This is a genomic window from Acidianus brierleyi, assembly GCF_003201835.2.
Taxonomy (GTDB): Archaea; Thermoproteota; Thermoprotei_A; order Sulfolobales; family Sulfolobaceae; genus Aramenus; species Aramenus brierleyi.
Genome location: NZ_CP029289.2, coordinates 2,836,065 through 2,854,006 on the forward strand (window position 1 = coordinate 2,836,065; position 17,942 = coordinate 2,854,006).

The following is a 17,942-nucleotide window of genomic DNA, read 5'->3' on the forward strand; positions in this document are numbered from 1 at the left end:
TAATTCAAGTAAACTTCTTTTATCAATTCTTTATAGTGTGAATATTAATAATTAATAAAAATATCTAAGTAACGAATAATAGGAAAAATCTTATAAGTAAGTTATTTATTTAGCATTATAAAATGTTCTCTTCCTATATTGTTTAACATTTGCTTAGTTGCCAAAAATATTAATAGATGTTCTTTATTAGGACCTATAACTAATTTTTGAATTTACTACTTTTAAAAAGTTATTTTATTTTAGGCCATCCAATTGTAGAATCTCAGAACAACTATCATCTTAAGAAATTTTTTATTTTATATACAACCCTTAATGTTATGAAGAAAATTTCTAACTTAAAAATCAAGATATTAAGCGATAATTTTGTTTCAACAGTTGTTCCTCCTCTACTTGGAGAATGGGGATTTTCTGCTCTAATTGAGGCAGATGATGTAAAAATACTTTACGATGTAGGTAATTCAGGATATCCTGTGCTATACAATTCCGAAAAAATGGGAATAGATTTAACAAAAGTAGATTACGTAGTGTTAAGCCATGGACATATAGATCACACCGGCGGATTAGGAAATTCGGAATTGGTTAAAAAACTTGAGGGAAAAATTGTAGTAGCTCATCCTTCAATATTTGAGAAGAAGTTGATGAAATGGTCTAATAAGTTAGAATACATTGGAATTCCAATGAGTATGGATGAGATGGAAAAACATTTCCATTTAATATTAACTTCTAAACCTCTACAAATAACTGAAGGAATAGTTTTTAGCGGTGAAATTAAGCGATATGGTTTTAATGAATATACTAAAGGTCTATATACGGCAAGAGATTTTTCTTTGGTTGATGATCACATGATTGACGATACTGCATTGTTTTTGAGCACTGAAAATGGATTGGTTGTATTAACTGGTTGTGGACATTCTGGAATTCTTAACATACTTAACTACGCTAAAGAATCTTTAGGTGAAAATGTGTATGCTGCGCTTGGTGGTTTTCATCTTCTATTTTCTCCTAGAAATGAAGTTGAGAATGTATCTAAAGAGTTACTTAAATTAGAGAAAATAGGCCCAGCCCATTGTAGTGGAAATACTATTAAAAGCATAATAGCTGAAGGAAAAGATAAGTTCCTTGACGCAGGAGTAGGCCAGATAATAACGTTTTAAGATTAGAAGTAACGTTTCATTTCATGTACCACGTACCTAATGCTTTAGCTCCTAATTTACCTTTTGAATCATAAAATTCTATTGATACTATAGCTACGTCGTCATTGCTTTTAATTACTTCACCCTTAGAGTAAAATGGACCGTCCTTCATTGGTTCTAAAAAATTAATTTTCAACTCTTGAGTAACTTGATTTCTTCTCTTGTTTATGCTTAGCACTGCCATAGCGCCAGCATAGTCTAGGAGAGTCATTATTATTCCACCGTGAAGTATATTTCCGAGCCTAGTAAATTCCTTTTTAAATGGTATCATAATTTCGCAATAGCCGTTTTCTATTTTGAGAATTTTAATATCTAAAAACGAAAATAAATATTCGTTATCTTTAAGGATATTTTCGACTTGGTTTATTTCCATATGAATATTTGACACAAAAGAGATTAAGAAAGTTCTCAACTTGATAATAGCTTTTCTTAATAAATATATATCAGTAAAAATGCTATAGAATATTTAAAATAGTAATGAAATATCATTACTGAAGTGTTGTGGTGAATGCTTCTCCCTAGTAAATGCTTATTAGACACTAAGGAATTTTATACTTATGAGCATAGAGTTAGTTAAAAAGTATGAAGGTAAGATTGAAATATACCCTAAGATTCCGGTACGTTCTTATACAGATTTTTCCCTGATTTATACTCCTGGAGTGGCAGAAGTTTCGAGAGAGATAGCAAAAAATAAGGATAAAAGTTTTGAGTTAACTAGTAGATGGAATTCAGTAGCAATAGTTACAGATGGAACGAGAGTCCTAGGTCTAGGAAATATAGGACCTGAAGCAGCTATGCCTGTTATGGAAGGGAAGGCAGTTTTATTCAAGTATTTGGGTGGAGTTGATGCGTTTCCATTGCCTATAAATGTTAGATCCGCGGATGATTTTGTAAAGGTAGTGAAATCCATGGAACCGTCTTTTGGAGGAATAAACTTAGAGGATATAGAAAGTCCTAAATGTTTTTATATTCTGGAGACTCTTCAGCAATCATTAGATATACCAGTATGGCATGATGATCAGCAGGGTACTGCAGCAGCAATATTGGCTGGATTAATAAACTCTATGATATTAACAAATAGAACTCCAGAAGAGTCTAAAGTAGTATTATTTGGCGCCGGAGCTGCAAACATTGCTACTGCAAGGATATTATCAAGTTATGGATTTAAACTTGGAAATATGATAATAATAGATTCTAAAGGTCCAATTTACTCTGAAAGGGAGGACGTTGATCATTTCATGTATCATCATAGATGGAAATACGATCTTGCTGTAAAGACCAATAAATTTAATGCTAAGGAAATTGAAGAGGCGTTTAAAGACGCTGATATAGTGATTGCAGCTTCTTCGCCTGGACCAGATGTTATTAAGAAAAAATGGATAAGTTTAATGAAGAGTAATCCAATAGTTTTTGCTTTGGCTAATCCTGTACCAGAAATCTTACCTCAAGACGCTATAGAGGCTGGAGCTGGAATTGTGGCAACTGGGAGAAGTGACTTTCCAAACCAAGTAAATAATTCATTAGTGTTTCCTGGAGTGTTTAGAGGAGTTTTAGATAGCAGAGCTAGGAAGGTAACTGATGAAATGACCATAGCTGCTTCAGAAACATTAGCGGAATACGCTAGAAGTAAAGGATTAAGGAAAGATTATATAATACCTAGAATGGACGAATGGGAAGTATATTACAAGGTGGCTTCTTCTGTTGCAACAAAGGCAGTAGAATTAGGATTAGCTAGAATTAAGATGAGTAAGGAAGAGTTCGAAAATATTGCTAAAAAAAGAATCCTAAGAAGTAGAAAAATAATGAGTCTTATTGATTCTGATAATGAATAATCTTTATTTTTATCTAAAAATAATTTAAATAGAAGATAAAGTATACTAGAGCACATGGAAAAAGAAATTAATAAAGAAAATCAAGAGAGAAAAGTAAAATGGATTACTTTAAGGGGATTATTAGCTCTTGTAATTCCCATTTCTGGATTTATAACTGCATATCTATTAAATAATCTTGTCTTATTAGATTACGTTCATGTTATGTCTGGTTTATTGTGGACTGGTATAGATATTTTTATGGGATTCGTATTAACCTTTGTATTGAGGTCGTTAGATTTCAAGGAGAGAGCTGACGTGGCTAGAGGTCTAACTCCGACTATGCTCTTCCTTATGCCAAGTATAGCATCTGTAGCTGTAACAAGCGGATATTTTCTATCTAGTGAACTAGGATTGTTTAGCTTAACTTCTCCACTAATAATATCTTCTGGAATAATTATAGTTATATTAACTATACAAGGTTTTGGAATATTCTTACCGAATAACGTTAGAGTATTAATAGAATTAAATAAAGATAAACCTAATTATGGGAAAATTTCTAAGTTAATGATGATAAACTTTAGACTTTCTGGAATACAAGGGATACTTCAATTAATCCTAGTTTTCATTATGGCCCATTTAGCTATTTTATAACTCAATATTTTAGTTTTTTAGAGATAGATCTCAAATCTTCATAACAAAAATTTAAAAAGTAAAGTATTTTCATAATAATATGAAACGTGAAATAGTATATATTTCAATAATAGTTCTGATCTTATCAATGTATGCACAGTATTCAACACTAGCAGGATCCGGATATTATTATGTACAGACTAATTCTCCTCAATACTCTATTCTACCAGATTCAATATTCGTACAAAGTTTACCTTCTAATTATACTTTACCATTTGCAGTCCTACTTAATTTCACTAATTATGGAAGTTTAATGAAATATACTTATTCCATTGTAGGTAAGTCATCACAATATATTTCTCCTAGTAGCTTTAGAGAAAAATATTATCCGTCTAATTCTTATATTAATTCATTAGTTAAGTATCTCAAGACTTATGGAATAAAGTTTACAGGAAATTATGGTTTAATCCTAACCTTTAATGGTACAGTAGGAGAAATAGAGCAAGCATTTCACACATACATTAATATTTACTATTATCCACTAAGGAATATTTATTGGTTCGGATTAGTTGGAATAACAAATGTAGGTCCTTTCTATTATTTTACAAATAATGTAACTCCGTCATTGCCTTATAATGTAGGAAAGCATGTCTTAGGTATTGTAGGAATAGACAGTATTGATCCACATGTATATCCAGCTATACAACAGACATGGAAAGTTAAGATGAATTCGACTTCAGATTCTTCTTTAGTATCTAAAGTTCTTGTAACGCCAACAGTAATAGCTAACTACTTTAATTTCACAAAACTATACAACCTAGGGTATCTTGGACATGGAGAAACAATAGGAATAGAAGGTGTTCCAGAGTCTTTCGTTAATTCCAGCGATATTTATTCCTTCTGGAATAAATTCGCAATAGTTCCCAGAACTGGAGGTCTTCAAGTTATTGCTTTCGGTACTGACACTTCTTCAGGTCAATCTGGTGAGAATGAACTAGATGCCGAATGGTCTGGGGTATTTGCTCCTGCATCTCAAGTTGATATAGTGTTTTCTGACGGTTATGTAGGAGGTACTGCCTTAGTTAACAATCTATTAAATTACTATTACGAACTTTACTACATGATAAACTATATTAATCCAAATGTAATATCAATATCAGTAACTATTCCAGAATCATACCTTGCAGCGTATTACCCAGCTATGCTTTATATGATTCATAACATAATGATTCAAGCAGCTGATGAAGGAATTTCGGTATTAGCGGCTTCAGGAGATTGGGGATTTGAAAGCAATCACCCTCCTCCTAATTTTATAATAGGAACATATAATACCATATGGTATCCAGAAAGTGATCCCTTCGTTACTGCCGTAGGAGGAATATTCATTAGAGTAAACCAAAACGATACAGTAATTTCGATAAGCGGTTGGGATTATAGTACTGGTGGACTAAGTGTAGTATTTCCTGGCCAAGAATATGAGTTAACATCGCTTATTCCTTTAACTCCGCCAACTCCCAGAACATATCCTGATATCGCATTTATATCTGCGGGCGGATATAATATTCCTGAATTCGGCTTCGGATTACCTCTTATATTCCAAGCACAACTATTCGTATGGTATGGAACTAGTGGAGCATCACCGATGACTGCTGCAATGGTAGCTTTAACCGGTGTTAGATTAGGAGCACTAAATTATGAGCTATATCACATATCTTATAATGGAAATATATTAACTTCTAAAGGAATTATACAAGGTCTTCCAGCATGGATTCCAATTACTACAGGAGCTAATCCTACGCCTGCTCACTATGGATGGAATTTTGTTACTGGTCCAGGAAGTTATAATGCCTACAATATGGTATATGATTTAAGAATATATTATCAAAACCTATTATAAATCTTTTTTATTAAACTAAGTCTAATTCTTATCTAAATTTAAAAAGTTCTTATATAATAGCGTAAAGTTTTATAAAGTATTTATAAATATAAATCATTTTCAATGTATATTACATTTAAAATTTTTGTGTTAATTTTCATATATTTTTGTACTTTTTGAATAATATGATTGTACTATCTACTACTCTAATCATGAAATACTTATAAACATTCATGTAAGAAGTAAGATTTCTATAGTATATTTGAGAATATTCATAAAAAAGCCTAAATTTTTAAATTCTGACAGCCAATTATTAATTATGGCAGAGGAAGAGATAAAGAAAGTCCTAATGCAAAATCCATCGATACTAATAGATGTATTGACTGCAAAACCAGAAATCATTTATGAAGCACTAGCAAGGTTAACTCCTTGGCAAAATTTACCTACCAAGGATGATATAAGGAGAATTGAGGACAAGATGGTTACTAAGGACGAAGCAAAAAACTTCGCAACAAAAGATGACCTAAAGGTACTAGAAGCTAAGATGGTTACTAAGGACGAAGCAAAAAACTTCGCAACAAAAGATGACCTAAAGGTACTAGAAGCTAAGATGGTTACTAAGGACGAAGCAAAAAACTTCGCAACAAAAGATGACCTAAAGGTACTAGAAGCTAAGATGGTTACTAAGGACGAAGCAAAAAACTTCGCAACAAAAGATGACCTCAATAAGGCAATTAGAAAAATTGAAACTACTATAACGGCACTAGGTGCTAGATGGGGACTTTTAAACGAAAATACCTTCAGAATAGGTATTAACGACATTCTTAAGGATTTAGGTTGGAAAGTCTCAGAAGAAGTCTTGTATGATAAAACGGGATACATCTATGGAGAACCGTCTGATGTAGAAATTGATGTTACAGTAAGAGACGGTCAAACGATTATTATTGAAATAACTTCTGCAATAAAAAGAGGCGATTTACCTATAATATTGAGGAAAAGGGAATTTTATGAGAAAGAAAAGAAAATAAAAGTTGATAGAGTTATTGTCATAACTCCATTCATTCATGATAAGTATCCAGATAGAGTAAAGGCTATGGCAAAGGACATGGGAATTGAAATCTTATATCCAGAATAACATATAAGCTAATTCTTAGTGTTATACAATTAACCCTTATTAGCTTTACATTTTGCTACTTATCCCAAAAGTTTCTTATTCATTTAGATAGCATAAAATAGGAAGCAATAAGACAAAAATTTACTGATTACTGTAATTAACTCCTAAATTATTATATCTTAATTTTATTAAAAATTTTAATATATTCTCTATATTTGCCCCAATGACATATTTTCTTATATCCATAAGTACTTTATTATACTTCCTAATACTTTAAAGAGAAAGGTGGAATTGCAAGAGTCATAACAAATTATGCACTATAAACTAATAGATATAAATAAGATCAGATCTTTAGATTTTAAAGCATAGGGTATTTATTATTTATAAAAAATGGGTTAATTATAATACAAAGTAGTATTGAGAAGCGTTCTATTTTTTCTTTATAAGAAAAAGAATATAGTTTATTATACTCATAATCAGGAACAGTAAGAATAATGCATTAAATAATTGATACAAATAAAGCAGATTTCATTATTCATGTCTTTATCATTTTCTAATATTATAATAATATTCCTCAGTTTACTTTCAGAAATATAAAAGATCTAATATAACACTTAAAAATTTCCTAAAAATATTGCAAAATCAATTATCTAAATTACATTAAATTCACATGAATCACTAATAATAAATAAAAATTATTTTTACTAATCAGATTTTGGGTCTACCGTAAAAAGGCGAGGTTTGTCGTTCGTTTTATCATTATTGTATTCAATATTCCATGCTTCAACATTTATTATAAAACTAGATTTTTATTAAACAATATCATTTTACTCTATAGTATTTAATAATAAGAGATTTTTCTTATAAGGATCTGCATACATTATCTTCTATGATAGTTGATGATCCTTCTGTTAAATGTTCCTTTGATTTACACAATATTTTACCGTTTTCGACTTTAACTAAATTGATATAATAGCTCTCTTCAAGTCCCTCCGGCGTAACATTCAATTTCCAACTTTCTAGTACTGTACCTTTATTTACATGAAATTCTGCCATGCATGATCCACAGACTGGACATCGTATTCTTTTCCAAGAAGTTAGAAAACCACATTTTGCACATTTCATCAATATTCATCACCATAAATAATTACTGTGGAAGAATTACCAAACCCTGCCATGCTTAGACTTAGACCAGTCTTAGCGTTTTTAACTTGTCTATTTCCAGCTTCGTTTCTAATTTGGTAAAAAGCTTCTATTGCTTGAGCTATTCCACTAACACCTATTGGATGCCCTTTTGAATTTAAACCTCCACTAGTATTCAACGGTATATCTCCATTTATTTCAGTAGTTCCATTGATTACTGCCTTCCAACCTTCGCCCTTCTTGAAAAATCCTAGTTCCTCTGATTGGATTATTTCTAAGATAGTTGCCATATCATGTAATTCAGCAAAATCTATCCTTTCTACATGAGATTTTTTTATAGCGATTTCTCCAGCTTTTCTGACAGATGGAAGTTCAGTAAAGTTTTCTCTGTCAGCAATGAAGGAAGTATAACTAGAAAATCCTACTCCTTTAATGAAAACTGGTTTATTAGTGTAACTTAATGCGTCTTCATTTCTTACCATAAGTAAAGCTGCGGCACCGTCGCTTATTGGAGTAAATTCAAAAAGTCTTAGAGGTTCTGAAATTATTGGTGAATTAAGAACCTCATCTAACGTAACTCTCTTCTGTATATGTGCATAAGGATTAAGTGATCCATTATAGTGATTTTTGACAGCTACTTGAGCTATACTTTCCCTAGTAGCGTCGTATTTTTTCATGTACTCAATAGTAGCTAATGAAGCTAAAGAAGGTAATGAAGATACTCTTTCACTCTCAGGAAGTAAGGATGATATTATTTTAGTAACTTGTCTAGTTTTCTTTTCTGACATTTTTTCTGCACCTAGCACTAGAACTGCGTTAGCTTCCTTAGATTCTAATAACGACTTAGCTACAAGTATTGCTGAACCACCACTTCCACTCGTATTATCCACCCTAATTGACGGTACATTATCTAATGAGAGATACGTCGAAATGAGATTATTCAATCCAGATATTTCGTTAAATTCTCCAGAATATGAGTTTGAAAGTACAATAAAGTCTATAGGATATTTCAAAAGATTTCTGGTAGCTTCTCCTACAAGTTCAAATATGCTTTCCACTCTTTTTCCGAACCTCGTGATTCCTACGTCAACTATTGCAACCATAAAACTACGCTATATTCTTGAATTTAAAAATTTTCTTTGAAGTACTATATTCTTGAAGATTAATTAAAAAATATTTTTATTTATTTATATTTTAAGAAGAATGACTAAGTATTCGATTTCTTGTAATCATACCGTAGTATATAATCAGAGATATAAGAAAATAAAAACTAATCTCCATTCTAGACTTTGTTTTTAGTTATGGAAAACCAAGAAGCCATTAGATAGAAAAAACATGAACATAAAATTTGTTAATTATTTTGGAGATTTAGGATATATAATAAATTCAACTCTCTACGTTTTGAGAAATATGAAACTTGATCTGAAAGAAATTATGGAAAAAGATTTCGTAGTAAATAAATCATCAAAGGTTTATTATAAACTACATTAGCGAAGAAGTTTTTGTTGAAGATATAACATATCTAGAATTAGAGTGTTTGAAAATGCTAGAAAATAAATTTAACTCAAAATTAATTAAAAATAGGAATTTATAACATAGCTAAAGAACTACATATTATGAAAGATTCTCTAACTGGAGACTTTAACATAATTATCATTGCTAAACATAACTAAGGTAAAAGAGTTTCTAGTTAAATTATAGATTTTTATTTTACATATGAATTTTCTTTATTTAAGAATTTTATTATTTTAAAAGAAAATATGGATTATTATGAATTTTTCTTCTGTTAAGATTCATATATTCGTTAGGATATTCAATTTTCAAAAATGTTTCAGGGTATTTGTCTAACGGTATCTGAGAAATGTCTTCGTGAGTTTTAAGAAGATATGATTTAATTTGTGTAATATATCTCATAATTTACCATCTTTTTTGGAATTTTTATAGATATTGAATTATAACTTATTATGTATGTAATGTTCGTTATAACTCTTAATTTTTCAGTAATTAATAGATCTCCTCGAGAGAGTGTCCCAAGCGCAAATAATTGAATAAATATAGTATGATAGAAAAACAATTTTATAATTAATTAAGAATAAAATATAATTATATCTTTCAGTATAACGAGAGATTAAGCTTATATTGTAATGGAAAATAATCAAGTATAGAGAAAAACAGAATTTCCAACATAGTCCACACTACCTTGATCAACTCTCGCGGTACAAGTTAGTGGGCGAGTTGACTCTCCGGAACACGCGATAACACAGAAGTGTAGATGTAGGAGTTGTAAATCAACGCGATAACGTAGACAAAGAGCTCGACCATACCCTTTTCAGTAGCGTAAGGCCTCCAATACCTCCTCAAGAAGATCCCAAAGAACTCCACTCCTGAAACTAGAGAAACCTATCAACCAGGTCGAGGACTTCCCCCACGAAGCCCCTATCCACTACCTTATAACCGCTGCGAGAGAAGCCAACCTTATTGTCCGGAAAATTGGCCAGTTCCACTTGAATCTCGTGAACTATCATTGTAGGCGACATGAGGTTGAAGACCTTGAAGCCGAACTCCTGTTCCTCTTCTTTGTAAACTCTCCCTTGAACCTCCTCCTCACTTTGCACTTAATGTAAAAGAAGAGCGTGTTAGCCGCCTCCCTGTACTTCCTCTGCCTTAGCTCTAGCTCAAACTTCTTCTTCAATGTTTCCTTGTTCCTCTTCCCGAAGGGTACCTCGATTAGGAAGGAATCCACGATCCACAGCTTTCCAACCTTTCCGTATAACGCACTGCTAGGTAAGTAGTCAGCAAGTCTACTCATCTTCCCCTCCAACTCCTTGGCGTACTCCTTGAACAGAGTCTTTACCTCTCCCCTAAATTTCTTTGCCCTCCTATGGATCTCCGACTTAGACTTGTACTCGCCTAGGAACCACCTTACCACCACGTCTGACTCGTAGTAGCTCCGCACGTCCCTGTAGGAGCACGTCCACACAATCATAACTATTAACGCTCTCAATATGAAGAGGTCAGAGAGACGCGACAGCACTTCAGACGTGATCAGCATGTAGTTCATTTTCACAAGTGTTTTATGCCTTGCTGATAAATGTTCATAGGGGACCGGGCCGTTGTAGTATTCTATCCAATGCTTCATGTGAATCGGTACTACATCGTCCCGTTTCCCTTTAAGTATTACGCGACTTTTTGCTTCAAGCGAAAATTCAAAATTTCTCAGTAATTCACGATATCTTTTGAATTATTATCTATAAACCTTTACATAGATTTATTCAATTATTTGCACTTGGGACACTCTCTCGAGAAATAATTTTATGCGCGTTTTCTAGGCTTGCACATATGAAATTCCTTTTAATCATTTTTCCCACTTTTACACAACATACATAATGTAAATTAATATTAGTTTGTTTAACAGATAATCTAATTCTTATTATTTTTACAAAAATTAATAATCATCATATATCATTATTAGTACATTATCGTAGTCTATGAATTCCATTAATTTATAGAAGGAAATTCTAACAATTCTTTAATATGATTTAAAAAAGATTTGTAGATGGAAAGGTTGTATAACAAGATGAACATAAAATGATTAGGAGATGGAAACATAGACCTACATAAATTACATTAATCTTAACAAAAGAAGGAAATATCGGTAATTTTAACAAACATTTTATAGCACTAATTATAAATAAATTAAAAATAAATATATTTTAGCTATTCTGATCTTACAAGTATTCAAAATGAAAAGTAAAATATAATTATCTTTCGTCAGTTATGTAATTATGGGGTACGTAGATTCTCATACACACGTATGGTTTAGGGAAGCTATAACAGAAGAAATGAGAAAAAGAAGTGAAATAGTAGGTTACAGAATACCAGAGTTTTCTCTAGATTATATAATTAAGGAAATGGATAATGCACAATTGGATTATATTACAATAATAGCCTATCCTTCTAGAGAACTTTGGGGCATAAAAGAGGATTTTCCTTTAAAGATAATAGATGTTTGTAAGAAGTATCCAGATAGATTCGCAGTTATTGGAGGTGTTGAAGTAAATAAATTAAGTGTTCAGGAAACTAAAATATGGTTAGAAAAACAATATGAGGCAGGAATTTCAGGTTTTAAACTACATCCTCCGCATATGTGGATTAAGCCAAACGATTATAGAGAAGAAGAAAAAGGAATGAAACAACTTGAAATACTATACGAATTTTCTCAAGATAATAAATTACCTGTAGTAATACATACTGGAACTAGTTTTTTCCTAACTGCAAGAAATAAATACGCTGACCCGATCTTCGTTGATGACGTAGCAGTTGATTTTCCAAGATTAAGAATAATAATGGCACATGCTGGTAGACCTAACTGGGTAAATACTGCTTTCCAGTTAATAAGAATAAGGAAGAATATATACACAGATCTGTCAAGTATACCTCCAAAGAGAGTTCTAGAATATTTACCTAGATTAGAAGAAATAAATGAAAAAGCTCTTTACGGTAGTGATTTTGGCGGTCCCGGAACAAAAGGTTTAGGAGATAACCTTAGAGAATTCCTCAATATTCCATTGTCTTTACTTGCTATGGAGAATATAACTAAAAATAATCCAAGAAAATTAATCAAGACTTTAGGTTAAATTTTTCCTTAATGTTCTTCCTTACAGTTTTTTTGTCTAGTTTTCCAGTGCTTGTCTTTGGAATTGAATTTACAAAGATTATTTTGTCTGGCAACCACCATCTAGGAAATTTATTCAGTGACATTAGATAATTCCTGATATCTTCCTCTTTAACCTTATATCCTGATTTTGGGACTACCAAGGCCACTGGTCTTTCTCCCCATTTTTCATCAGGAATACCTACTACTACTGCCTCCAATACTGGTTCAAATGACATTATAGCGTTTTCTAGATCTACTGAAGATATCCATTCTCCCCCACTCTTTATAAGGTCTTTTGCCCTATCGACTATCTTTATATTACCGTCAGGGTAGATAACTGCAATATCTCCAGTCTTAAACCACTTTTTACCATTTACATTAACTATGCTCTCAAACGTTTTTTCTGGCGAATTAAAGTACTCTTGAGTTACCCAAGCTCCTCTTATTATGAGTTCTCCTATACTTTTACCATCCCAAGGTAACTCGGTTAAATCTGGGGATATTAATCCTATTTCTATACCAGGCATAGGAATGCCTTGCTTACTTAGCTTTTCTACGTCGTCTTTAATATTTACTGTAGTTATTGCTTCAGTTTCAGTCATTCCCCATGCATGATAAGTCCTTATTCCCATCTCTTTAAAGGACTTTATTAGACCTTTTGGTGGTTCAGCTCCTCCAGTTATAGCTATCTTAAGAGACGATATGTCTATTTTTTCTCTTTTTATATAATCTAAGAAAGATATCCACACTGTCGGAGCTGCTGACGCAACTGTAACCTTTTCCTTAGAAATAAGCTCTGCTAAATCTTCTGGACCGGGCTTAGGACCTGGTAATACAAGTTTGGCCCCAGTCATTAATACAGCATAAGGTAGATCCCAAGCTGATATATGGAACATGGGAACTACAGGCATTACAACATCGTCTGAGGATATTCCTATAACATCTTTTGCTAAAAGCTCTACGGAATGAATAAAAATACTTCTATGACTATAAACAACTCCTTTAGGATGACCAGTGGTACCGGAAGTGAAACACATTACTGCTCCGCTTTTCTCATCTACGTTATCGAAAGAATATATAGGATCAAAACTATCAATGAGTGTGTCAAGATCATTAGACATTATAAAAAACCTGGAATTTACTCCATTTTTTAACTCTTCAGTAATTCCTTTAAGATCTTCATCGATGAATACTATTTTATCGTTTGCAAAGTTTATTACATACTCTATCTCGTTTGGCATAAATCTTACATTTATTGTGTGAAGTACTGAGCCTATTAGTGGTACGGCAAAGTAAAGTTCTAAATGTCTTCTAGTGTTCCATGCTATTGATCCAACAACACTTTCTCTAGTTACTCCCTGTTCTAACAAAAATCTAGATAATTTCCTAACCCTTTTAGCGAAGTCTCCGTAAGTAATTTTCTCAATATCATTCTTATTTCTGGAGACTATTGTTTTCTCTTTATATAATCTTTCTATTCTCCAGAAGATATTGTTTACATTAAGATCAAAATCCATAATAGTGGATTTCATAAAATCTTTACCGAAAAGAAACTTATTAACCTTACTTTTAAGTAATATAAAAAAATCAAATATAATTCAAATATTTCCATATTCATAATTTGTCGAATACTATTTAATATTCGCTGAGACTATACAATAGTTATGTGGGAAATACAGTTTTACAATGAAAAAGTACTCTTCGGTAACAAATCTATAGAAAAATTAAAAGAATTAGAAATCAAACATCCTATCATAGTAACTACAAAATCTCTCATAAATTCGGAGTTGATATTAAAAATAAATGAATATATTAAAGCTGATAAAATTATTCAAGGGCCTTCTCAACATACTCCAGAAAACGAACTCGAGGAACTTGAAACTTTGATTACGTCAAAATCGGTAATAAGTATAGGCGGAGGAAGTGTTATAGACGCTGTAAAATTGGCAAATCCATATCTTCATATAGCTATTCCTACTACTCTTTCAGGAGCCGAACACACTGCCATAGCTGGATTTACGAAAGAAGGAATAAAAGTGTCTAGTAAAGTAAAACCTCCAGATATAATAATTTTAGACCCAGAAGTTATAAAATACACTCCTGAATGGCTCCTTAACAGTACTGCTTTTAGAGCTCTGGATCATGCTATAGAAGCAATATACTCAACTAGGGCCTCGCCTTTCACCGATGCGCTATCAATTGAAGGATATAAATATATGATTAATTGTTTAGAAAAAAAGGATTTACTTCAATGTCAAATTGGAGTTTGGTTATCGTCTTTGGCTTTTATGTACGCAGGACGTGGACTAAGTCATGTATTTGGATATATTTTTGGCCCAGCTTTTAACATTCCACATGGAATCACGTCATGTATTTCGCTTCCAAAAGCTATAGAATTTAACATAGAACAAGCTAAAGGAAAACTATCATTATTAGACAATGACGTTAAAGAACGCATAATAGGCTTAATGAAGAAGGTTAATCTTATGGAAAAATTATCTAAATATGCTTCTCTAGAAAACGCTTTAAAATTTTCTACTTTATTAGCAAATTTAACTAATAATAGTGAAAATCCTAGAAAGATAAGTGTTAAAGATGCAGAAATGTTTATCAAATCTCTCTTTTAAATTTATATTCTTGAATAACTATAATTAATTATGTTATTTCTACTTTGGTTTAAAGTAAAACAGCCAGAAAGTTTATCTCAAAAAAGATTAATGGAAATCTGGGAGAAAGAAGCTGAAGCTACTATGTCTGCAGTAAAATCTGGAAAGATAAATAGTAGAAGCTCTATCAATAATTATAGTTCAAAATTCATAGTCTATATAATAATTTAATATAAAAATAAATAGAACTATAAGCAATAATAAAATATCTATCATTTTAGTAATTATTCAACTCATACTCCAAGGCGAGCAAAAACACTCCTTATATAATAATTTGAAAACTTTTTCCACTAATCATATTGATTAGACGTGCTAAAGCACAAAAACTATACATTTTCTAGTTATTTTATTTCTATATTATAATATTCCTTAAATTTCAATCTAACAAAATTGAACATAAATATAATCGAGCCGATTAATAGGTAAGTTCCTCCTATTCCTAGAATTTCTATTAAAATACCACCTACTGGACCAGAAAGTGCAAAGATTCCCTTAGATATTACTTGTATGAATCCCGACGCCCTTCCCCAATACTCTTTATTTATATATCTTAACTGAGTGACAGAACCTAAGGTTGAGGTTATTCCTGATAAAAATGAAATAAGAAAGGTTGGAATTATAGCAATGAATACATAATGAATTAAGTCATAAGATGCTATACATATCGACATTATCGCTATAAGTGTAAATTGATAAAAGCCTAATTTACCTTTATTTATCCTTAAGGCAAAGATTGAACCAACTAACAATCCCACTTGTGCAGTAATTATCAAGATACTATAGTAAATCGGCCCTAAATGTAAAAAGTCTTGCACGTAAAATATCATAAGTAATTCTAAAATTCCAAAGAATAGATTCTCTAACGTAAGAATACTTATCTGTGTAAGTACTTTATTCTTCCTTACATAATTAAACCCGTCTATAAGACTTTCCTTGAAAGTAATTCCTTTTTCTCCTTCATTAAATCTATCCTTTATATTTACTGGTAAGGATAGGAAAATTGCCATGGCCAAAATAACCAGAGTAGGGATTATTGAGAATCTAAAAATGAAGGTAAGAATTATACCTACTAAAGCATTAGCTAAGAACCCTAATCCTCTAAGAATAATTCTACCTATAGATATAATCTTTTTGTATTCTTTCTCATCTACATTTTGTTTAGTCCATATACTAAATATAGTATCAGTTATATTGGCAGTGAAACCAAATACTATTGCTGACAAATAGAACAGTAAAATCATGAAGAAGAGGTTATCAGCTAATAATGCGATTTGAGATAAGAGTAAGATCATGAAAACTATTAGTGATAACATTAAAAGTATTAACTTCTTCTTTCTCGATAAATCTATGACCGTTCCAGTGAAGTAACTGAAGAAGTACGGTATCGAAGGAAGGCTTAGTAATATTCCCGTGAGTAAGCTGGAGTCGGTAAGCTTTGATATGACCCATCCTGCTAAGAGTATGAAGAAACCCTCATCAACTATTATCAGATAAGTTGGAAGTAAATTATATGTCGCCCACCAAATGGTTTTCTTCATCTTTCATATCCTCTATATCTTTCATTTTTCTTAGTTGATGTTTAAATTTTTCCCATAGTATATCATCAGCTATAATATCATTTAATGCAGCTAAAATACCTTCATATAGTCCTAGATTATAATTACAAGTGTAATTATCTACTGTAATCTTTCCGTTTTTAGCAAAATCTATGTGGCCAAGACACGCATTACAGATTTTCATTATATCGCACATCTTGCATTGATCTATTTTAGTCTTTATATTAATATCCTTGAGGAAATTCCTTACCCCAATTGTTTTTGTATTAATTAATCCTTCCTTTATATTACCCATGTAGAATCTGTTATCGTATGATAACATATAGCAAGGATATATATCGCCATTAGGCATGATAGTTACATTATTAAACCCTGCAGTGCAATGAGAATTTAAGGATCGTTTATTGATAATAATTTTTTTTATAAAATTATATATCTCCATAATTTTTGCTCCTTCTGCAAACAGATATGCCATATATCTTCCTAATTCGAAAGCCATGTCGTATATTTTCTCTTCATATAAACGTAGCAAGTCATCTGAAAACATTTTTAGAAATTCATTTCCTTGACCCACTTTGGTAAGTGGACTAATGGCCACATTGTATATACCATATTTATTGTAGAAAAATTTATAAATAAAAAGCATACTTATATTTTGTTCAAGATGTATAGGTGAATAAACGGCCTCAATAGTAATATGATCTATATCTATATCCTTTATTAATTTCTGTAGATTCTTATCAATTATTTTAAAAGTTCCTAAATTATTTCGAAATATTCTAGCTTTATCATTTATATTTTCAGGACCGTCTAAACTAACTACAATATCAAACTTATTTTTATTTAAAAATTTTATTATCTTATCATTAACTAAGGTTAAATTAGTTATTATAATATATTTAGGTAAGTACTTAATTTTATTATTTTCTTTTAACTCTTTAAAGTAATTTACGACTTTTTCAATCAACTTAAAATTGAGTATAGGTTCTCCTCCAAAAAATTTTACTAATAATCTAGAATCATTATAATTGTATTTATTAATAATTTCGTCTATTGCTTTCTTAGTATCTTCGAAATTCATATTTTCTAATTTACTATAACTATAATGACCTGCTGACGCGAAGCAATATCTACATGCTAGATTGCAATCACTGGATACATTAAGTGTTATTTCTGTAATATATACGATAGAAGTATTCAAAAAATCTAATTTAATATCTTTTGTTAGATAATAAAAAAGCTTAGTAGCTTCTTTAGTCCTAAACTTAGGCATTACTCTATGCACCTAAATTATAG

General features: G+C 31.3%; 15 protein-coding genes and 2 pseudogenes. 9 read left to right on the forward strand and 8 right to left on the reverse strand.

The genetic code is table 11. The features are described from left to right. Window positions 1-317 precede the first annotated feature (317 nt). A complete protein-coding gene (locus tag DFR85_RS31115) occupies window positions 318-1,154 on the forward strand; it encodes an MBL fold metallo-hydrolase (RefSeq protein WP_110271623.1) in 837 nt (278 codons plus the stop codon). Between the two features lie 16 nt (window positions 1,155-1,170). On the opposite strand, the gene DFR85_RS31120 is transcribed toward DFR85_RS31115, so the two are convergent. Continuing rightward, window positions 1,171-1,566, reverse strand: coding sequence for a PaaI family thioesterase (locus tag DFR85_RS31120; protein ID WP_110271955.1), 396 nt, complete (start codon window positions 1,564-1,566; stop codon window positions 1,171-1,173). Window positions 1,567-1,750: 184 nt separating this feature from the next. On the opposite strand from DFR85_RS31120, the gene DFR85_RS31125 reads away from it, so the two are divergent. The 4 genes from DFR85_RS31125 to DFR85_RS31140 all read left to right on the forward strand — a co-directional run bounded on the left by DFR85_RS31125 (window position 1,751) and on the right by DFR85_RS31140 (window position 6,645). After that, window positions 1,751-3,025 carry an NAD(P)-dependent malic enzyme gene (locus DFR85_RS31125; RefSeq protein ID WP_432417916.1) on the forward strand — a complete coding sequence of 425 codons (1,275 nt, stop codon included), beginning with the start codon at window positions 1,751-1,753 and terminating at the stop codon, window positions 3,023-3,025. A gap of 54 nt (window positions 3,026-3,079) precedes the next feature. Beyond that, window positions 3,080-3,655 (forward strand): hypothetical protein, encoded by a 576-nt coding sequence (locus tag DFR85_RS31130; protein WP_110271625.1) that lies wholly within the window; start codon window positions 3,080-3,082, stop codon window positions 3,653-3,655. Between the two features lie 79 nt (window positions 3,656-3,734). After that, window positions 3,735-5,531, forward strand: a complete 1,797-nt coding sequence (locus DFR85_RS31135; RefSeq protein ID WP_110271626.1) for a S53 family peptidase — start codon at window positions 3,735-3,737, stop codon at window positions 5,529-5,531. A gap of 295 nt (window positions 5,532-5,826) precedes the next feature. Next, window positions 5,827-6,645, forward strand: coding sequence for a PD-(D/E)XK nuclease family protein (locus DFR85_RS31140; RefSeq protein ID WP_110271956.1), 819 nt, complete (start codon window positions 5,827-5,829; stop codon window positions 6,643-6,645). 840 nt (window positions 6,646-7,485) lie between these two features. Here DFR85_RS31140 and DFR85_RS31145 read toward each other — a convergent pair. Then, the gene (locus DFR85_RS31145; RefSeq protein ID WP_162582888.1) at window positions 7,486-7,749 is read right to left on the reverse strand and encodes a hypothetical protein; all 264 of its coding nucleotides are present in this window, start codon (window positions 7,747-7,749) and stop codon (window positions 7,486-7,488) included. Continuing rightward, on the reverse strand, window positions 7,749-8,870 hold the full coding sequence (locus DFR85_RS31150; protein WP_110271628.1) for a thiolase family protein: 1,122 nt from the start codon (window positions 8,868-8,870) through the stop codon (window positions 7,749-7,751). The genes DFR85_RS31145 and DFR85_RS31150 overlap by 1 nt, the downstream gene beginning before the upstream one ends. 232 nt (window positions 8,871-9,102) lie before the next feature. Between DFR85_RS31150 and DFR85_RS31155 the strand changes: the two genes are divergently transcribed. Beyond that, window positions 9,103-9,258, forward strand: coding sequence for a hypothetical protein (locus DFR85_RS31155; protein ID WP_168367228.1), 156 nt, complete (start codon window positions 9,103-9,105; stop codon window positions 9,256-9,258). A 252-nt stretch (window positions 9,259-9,510) separates the two neighbouring features. On the opposite strand, the gene DFR85_RS31160 is transcribed toward DFR85_RS31155, so the two are convergent. Then, window positions 9,511-9,681, reverse strand: coding sequence for a hypothetical protein (locus DFR85_RS31160; protein ID WP_162582890.1), 171 nt, complete (start codon window positions 9,679-9,681; stop codon window positions 9,511-9,513). 309 nt (window positions 9,682-9,990) lie between these two features. Continuing rightward, window positions 9,991-10,906, reverse strand: a pseudogene (locus DFR85_RS31165) (IS5/IS1182 family transposase). 646 nt (window positions 10,907-11,552) lie between these two features. On the opposite strand from DFR85_RS31165, the gene DFR85_RS31170 reads away from it, so the two are divergent. Continuing rightward, window positions 11,553-12,404, forward strand: a complete 852-nt coding sequence (locus DFR85_RS31170) for an amidohydrolase family protein (RefSeq protein ID WP_110271629.1) — start codon at window positions 11,553-11,555, stop codon at window positions 12,402-12,404. On the opposite strand, the gene DFR85_RS31175 is transcribed toward DFR85_RS31170, so the two are convergent. Further along, on the reverse strand, window positions 12,388-13,956 hold the full coding sequence (locus DFR85_RS31175; RefSeq protein WP_110271630.1) for a long-chain fatty acid--CoA ligase: 1,569 nt from the start codon (window positions 13,954-13,956) through the stop codon (window positions 12,388-12,390). The genes DFR85_RS31170 and DFR85_RS31175 overlap by 17 nt on opposite strands. A 132-nt stretch (window positions 13,957-14,088) precedes the next feature. On the opposite strand from DFR85_RS31175, the gene DFR85_RS31180 reads away from it, so the two are divergent. After that, window positions 14,089-15,051 carry an iron-containing alcohol dehydrogenase gene (locus DFR85_RS31180; RefSeq protein ID WP_110271631.1) on the forward strand — a complete coding sequence of 321 codons (963 nt, stop codon included), beginning with the start codon at window positions 14,089-14,091 and terminating at the stop codon, window positions 15,049-15,051. Window positions 15,052-15,081: 30 nt separating this feature from the next. Then, window positions 15,082-15,201, forward strand: a pseudogene (locus DFR85_RS31185) (MIase like protein); the annotation flags it as partial. Between the two features lie 230 nt (window positions 15,202-15,431). Here DFR85_RS31185 and DFR85_RS31190 read toward each other — a convergent pair. Both DFR85_RS31190 and DFR85_RS31195 read right to left on the reverse strand, forming a co-directional pair. Then, window positions 15,432-16,628, reverse strand: coding sequence for an MFS transporter (locus tag DFR85_RS31190; protein WP_110271632.1), 1,197 nt, complete (start codon window positions 16,626-16,628; stop codon window positions 15,432-15,434). Continuing rightward, on the reverse strand, window positions 16,597-17,919 hold the full coding sequence (locus tag DFR85_RS31195) for a radical SAM/SPASM domain-containing protein (protein WP_110271633.1): 1,323 nt from the start codon (window positions 17,917-17,919) through the stop codon (window positions 16,597-16,599). The genes DFR85_RS31190 and DFR85_RS31195 overlap by 32 nt, the downstream gene beginning before the upstream one ends. Window positions 17,920-17,942: the final 23 nt, after the last annotated feature.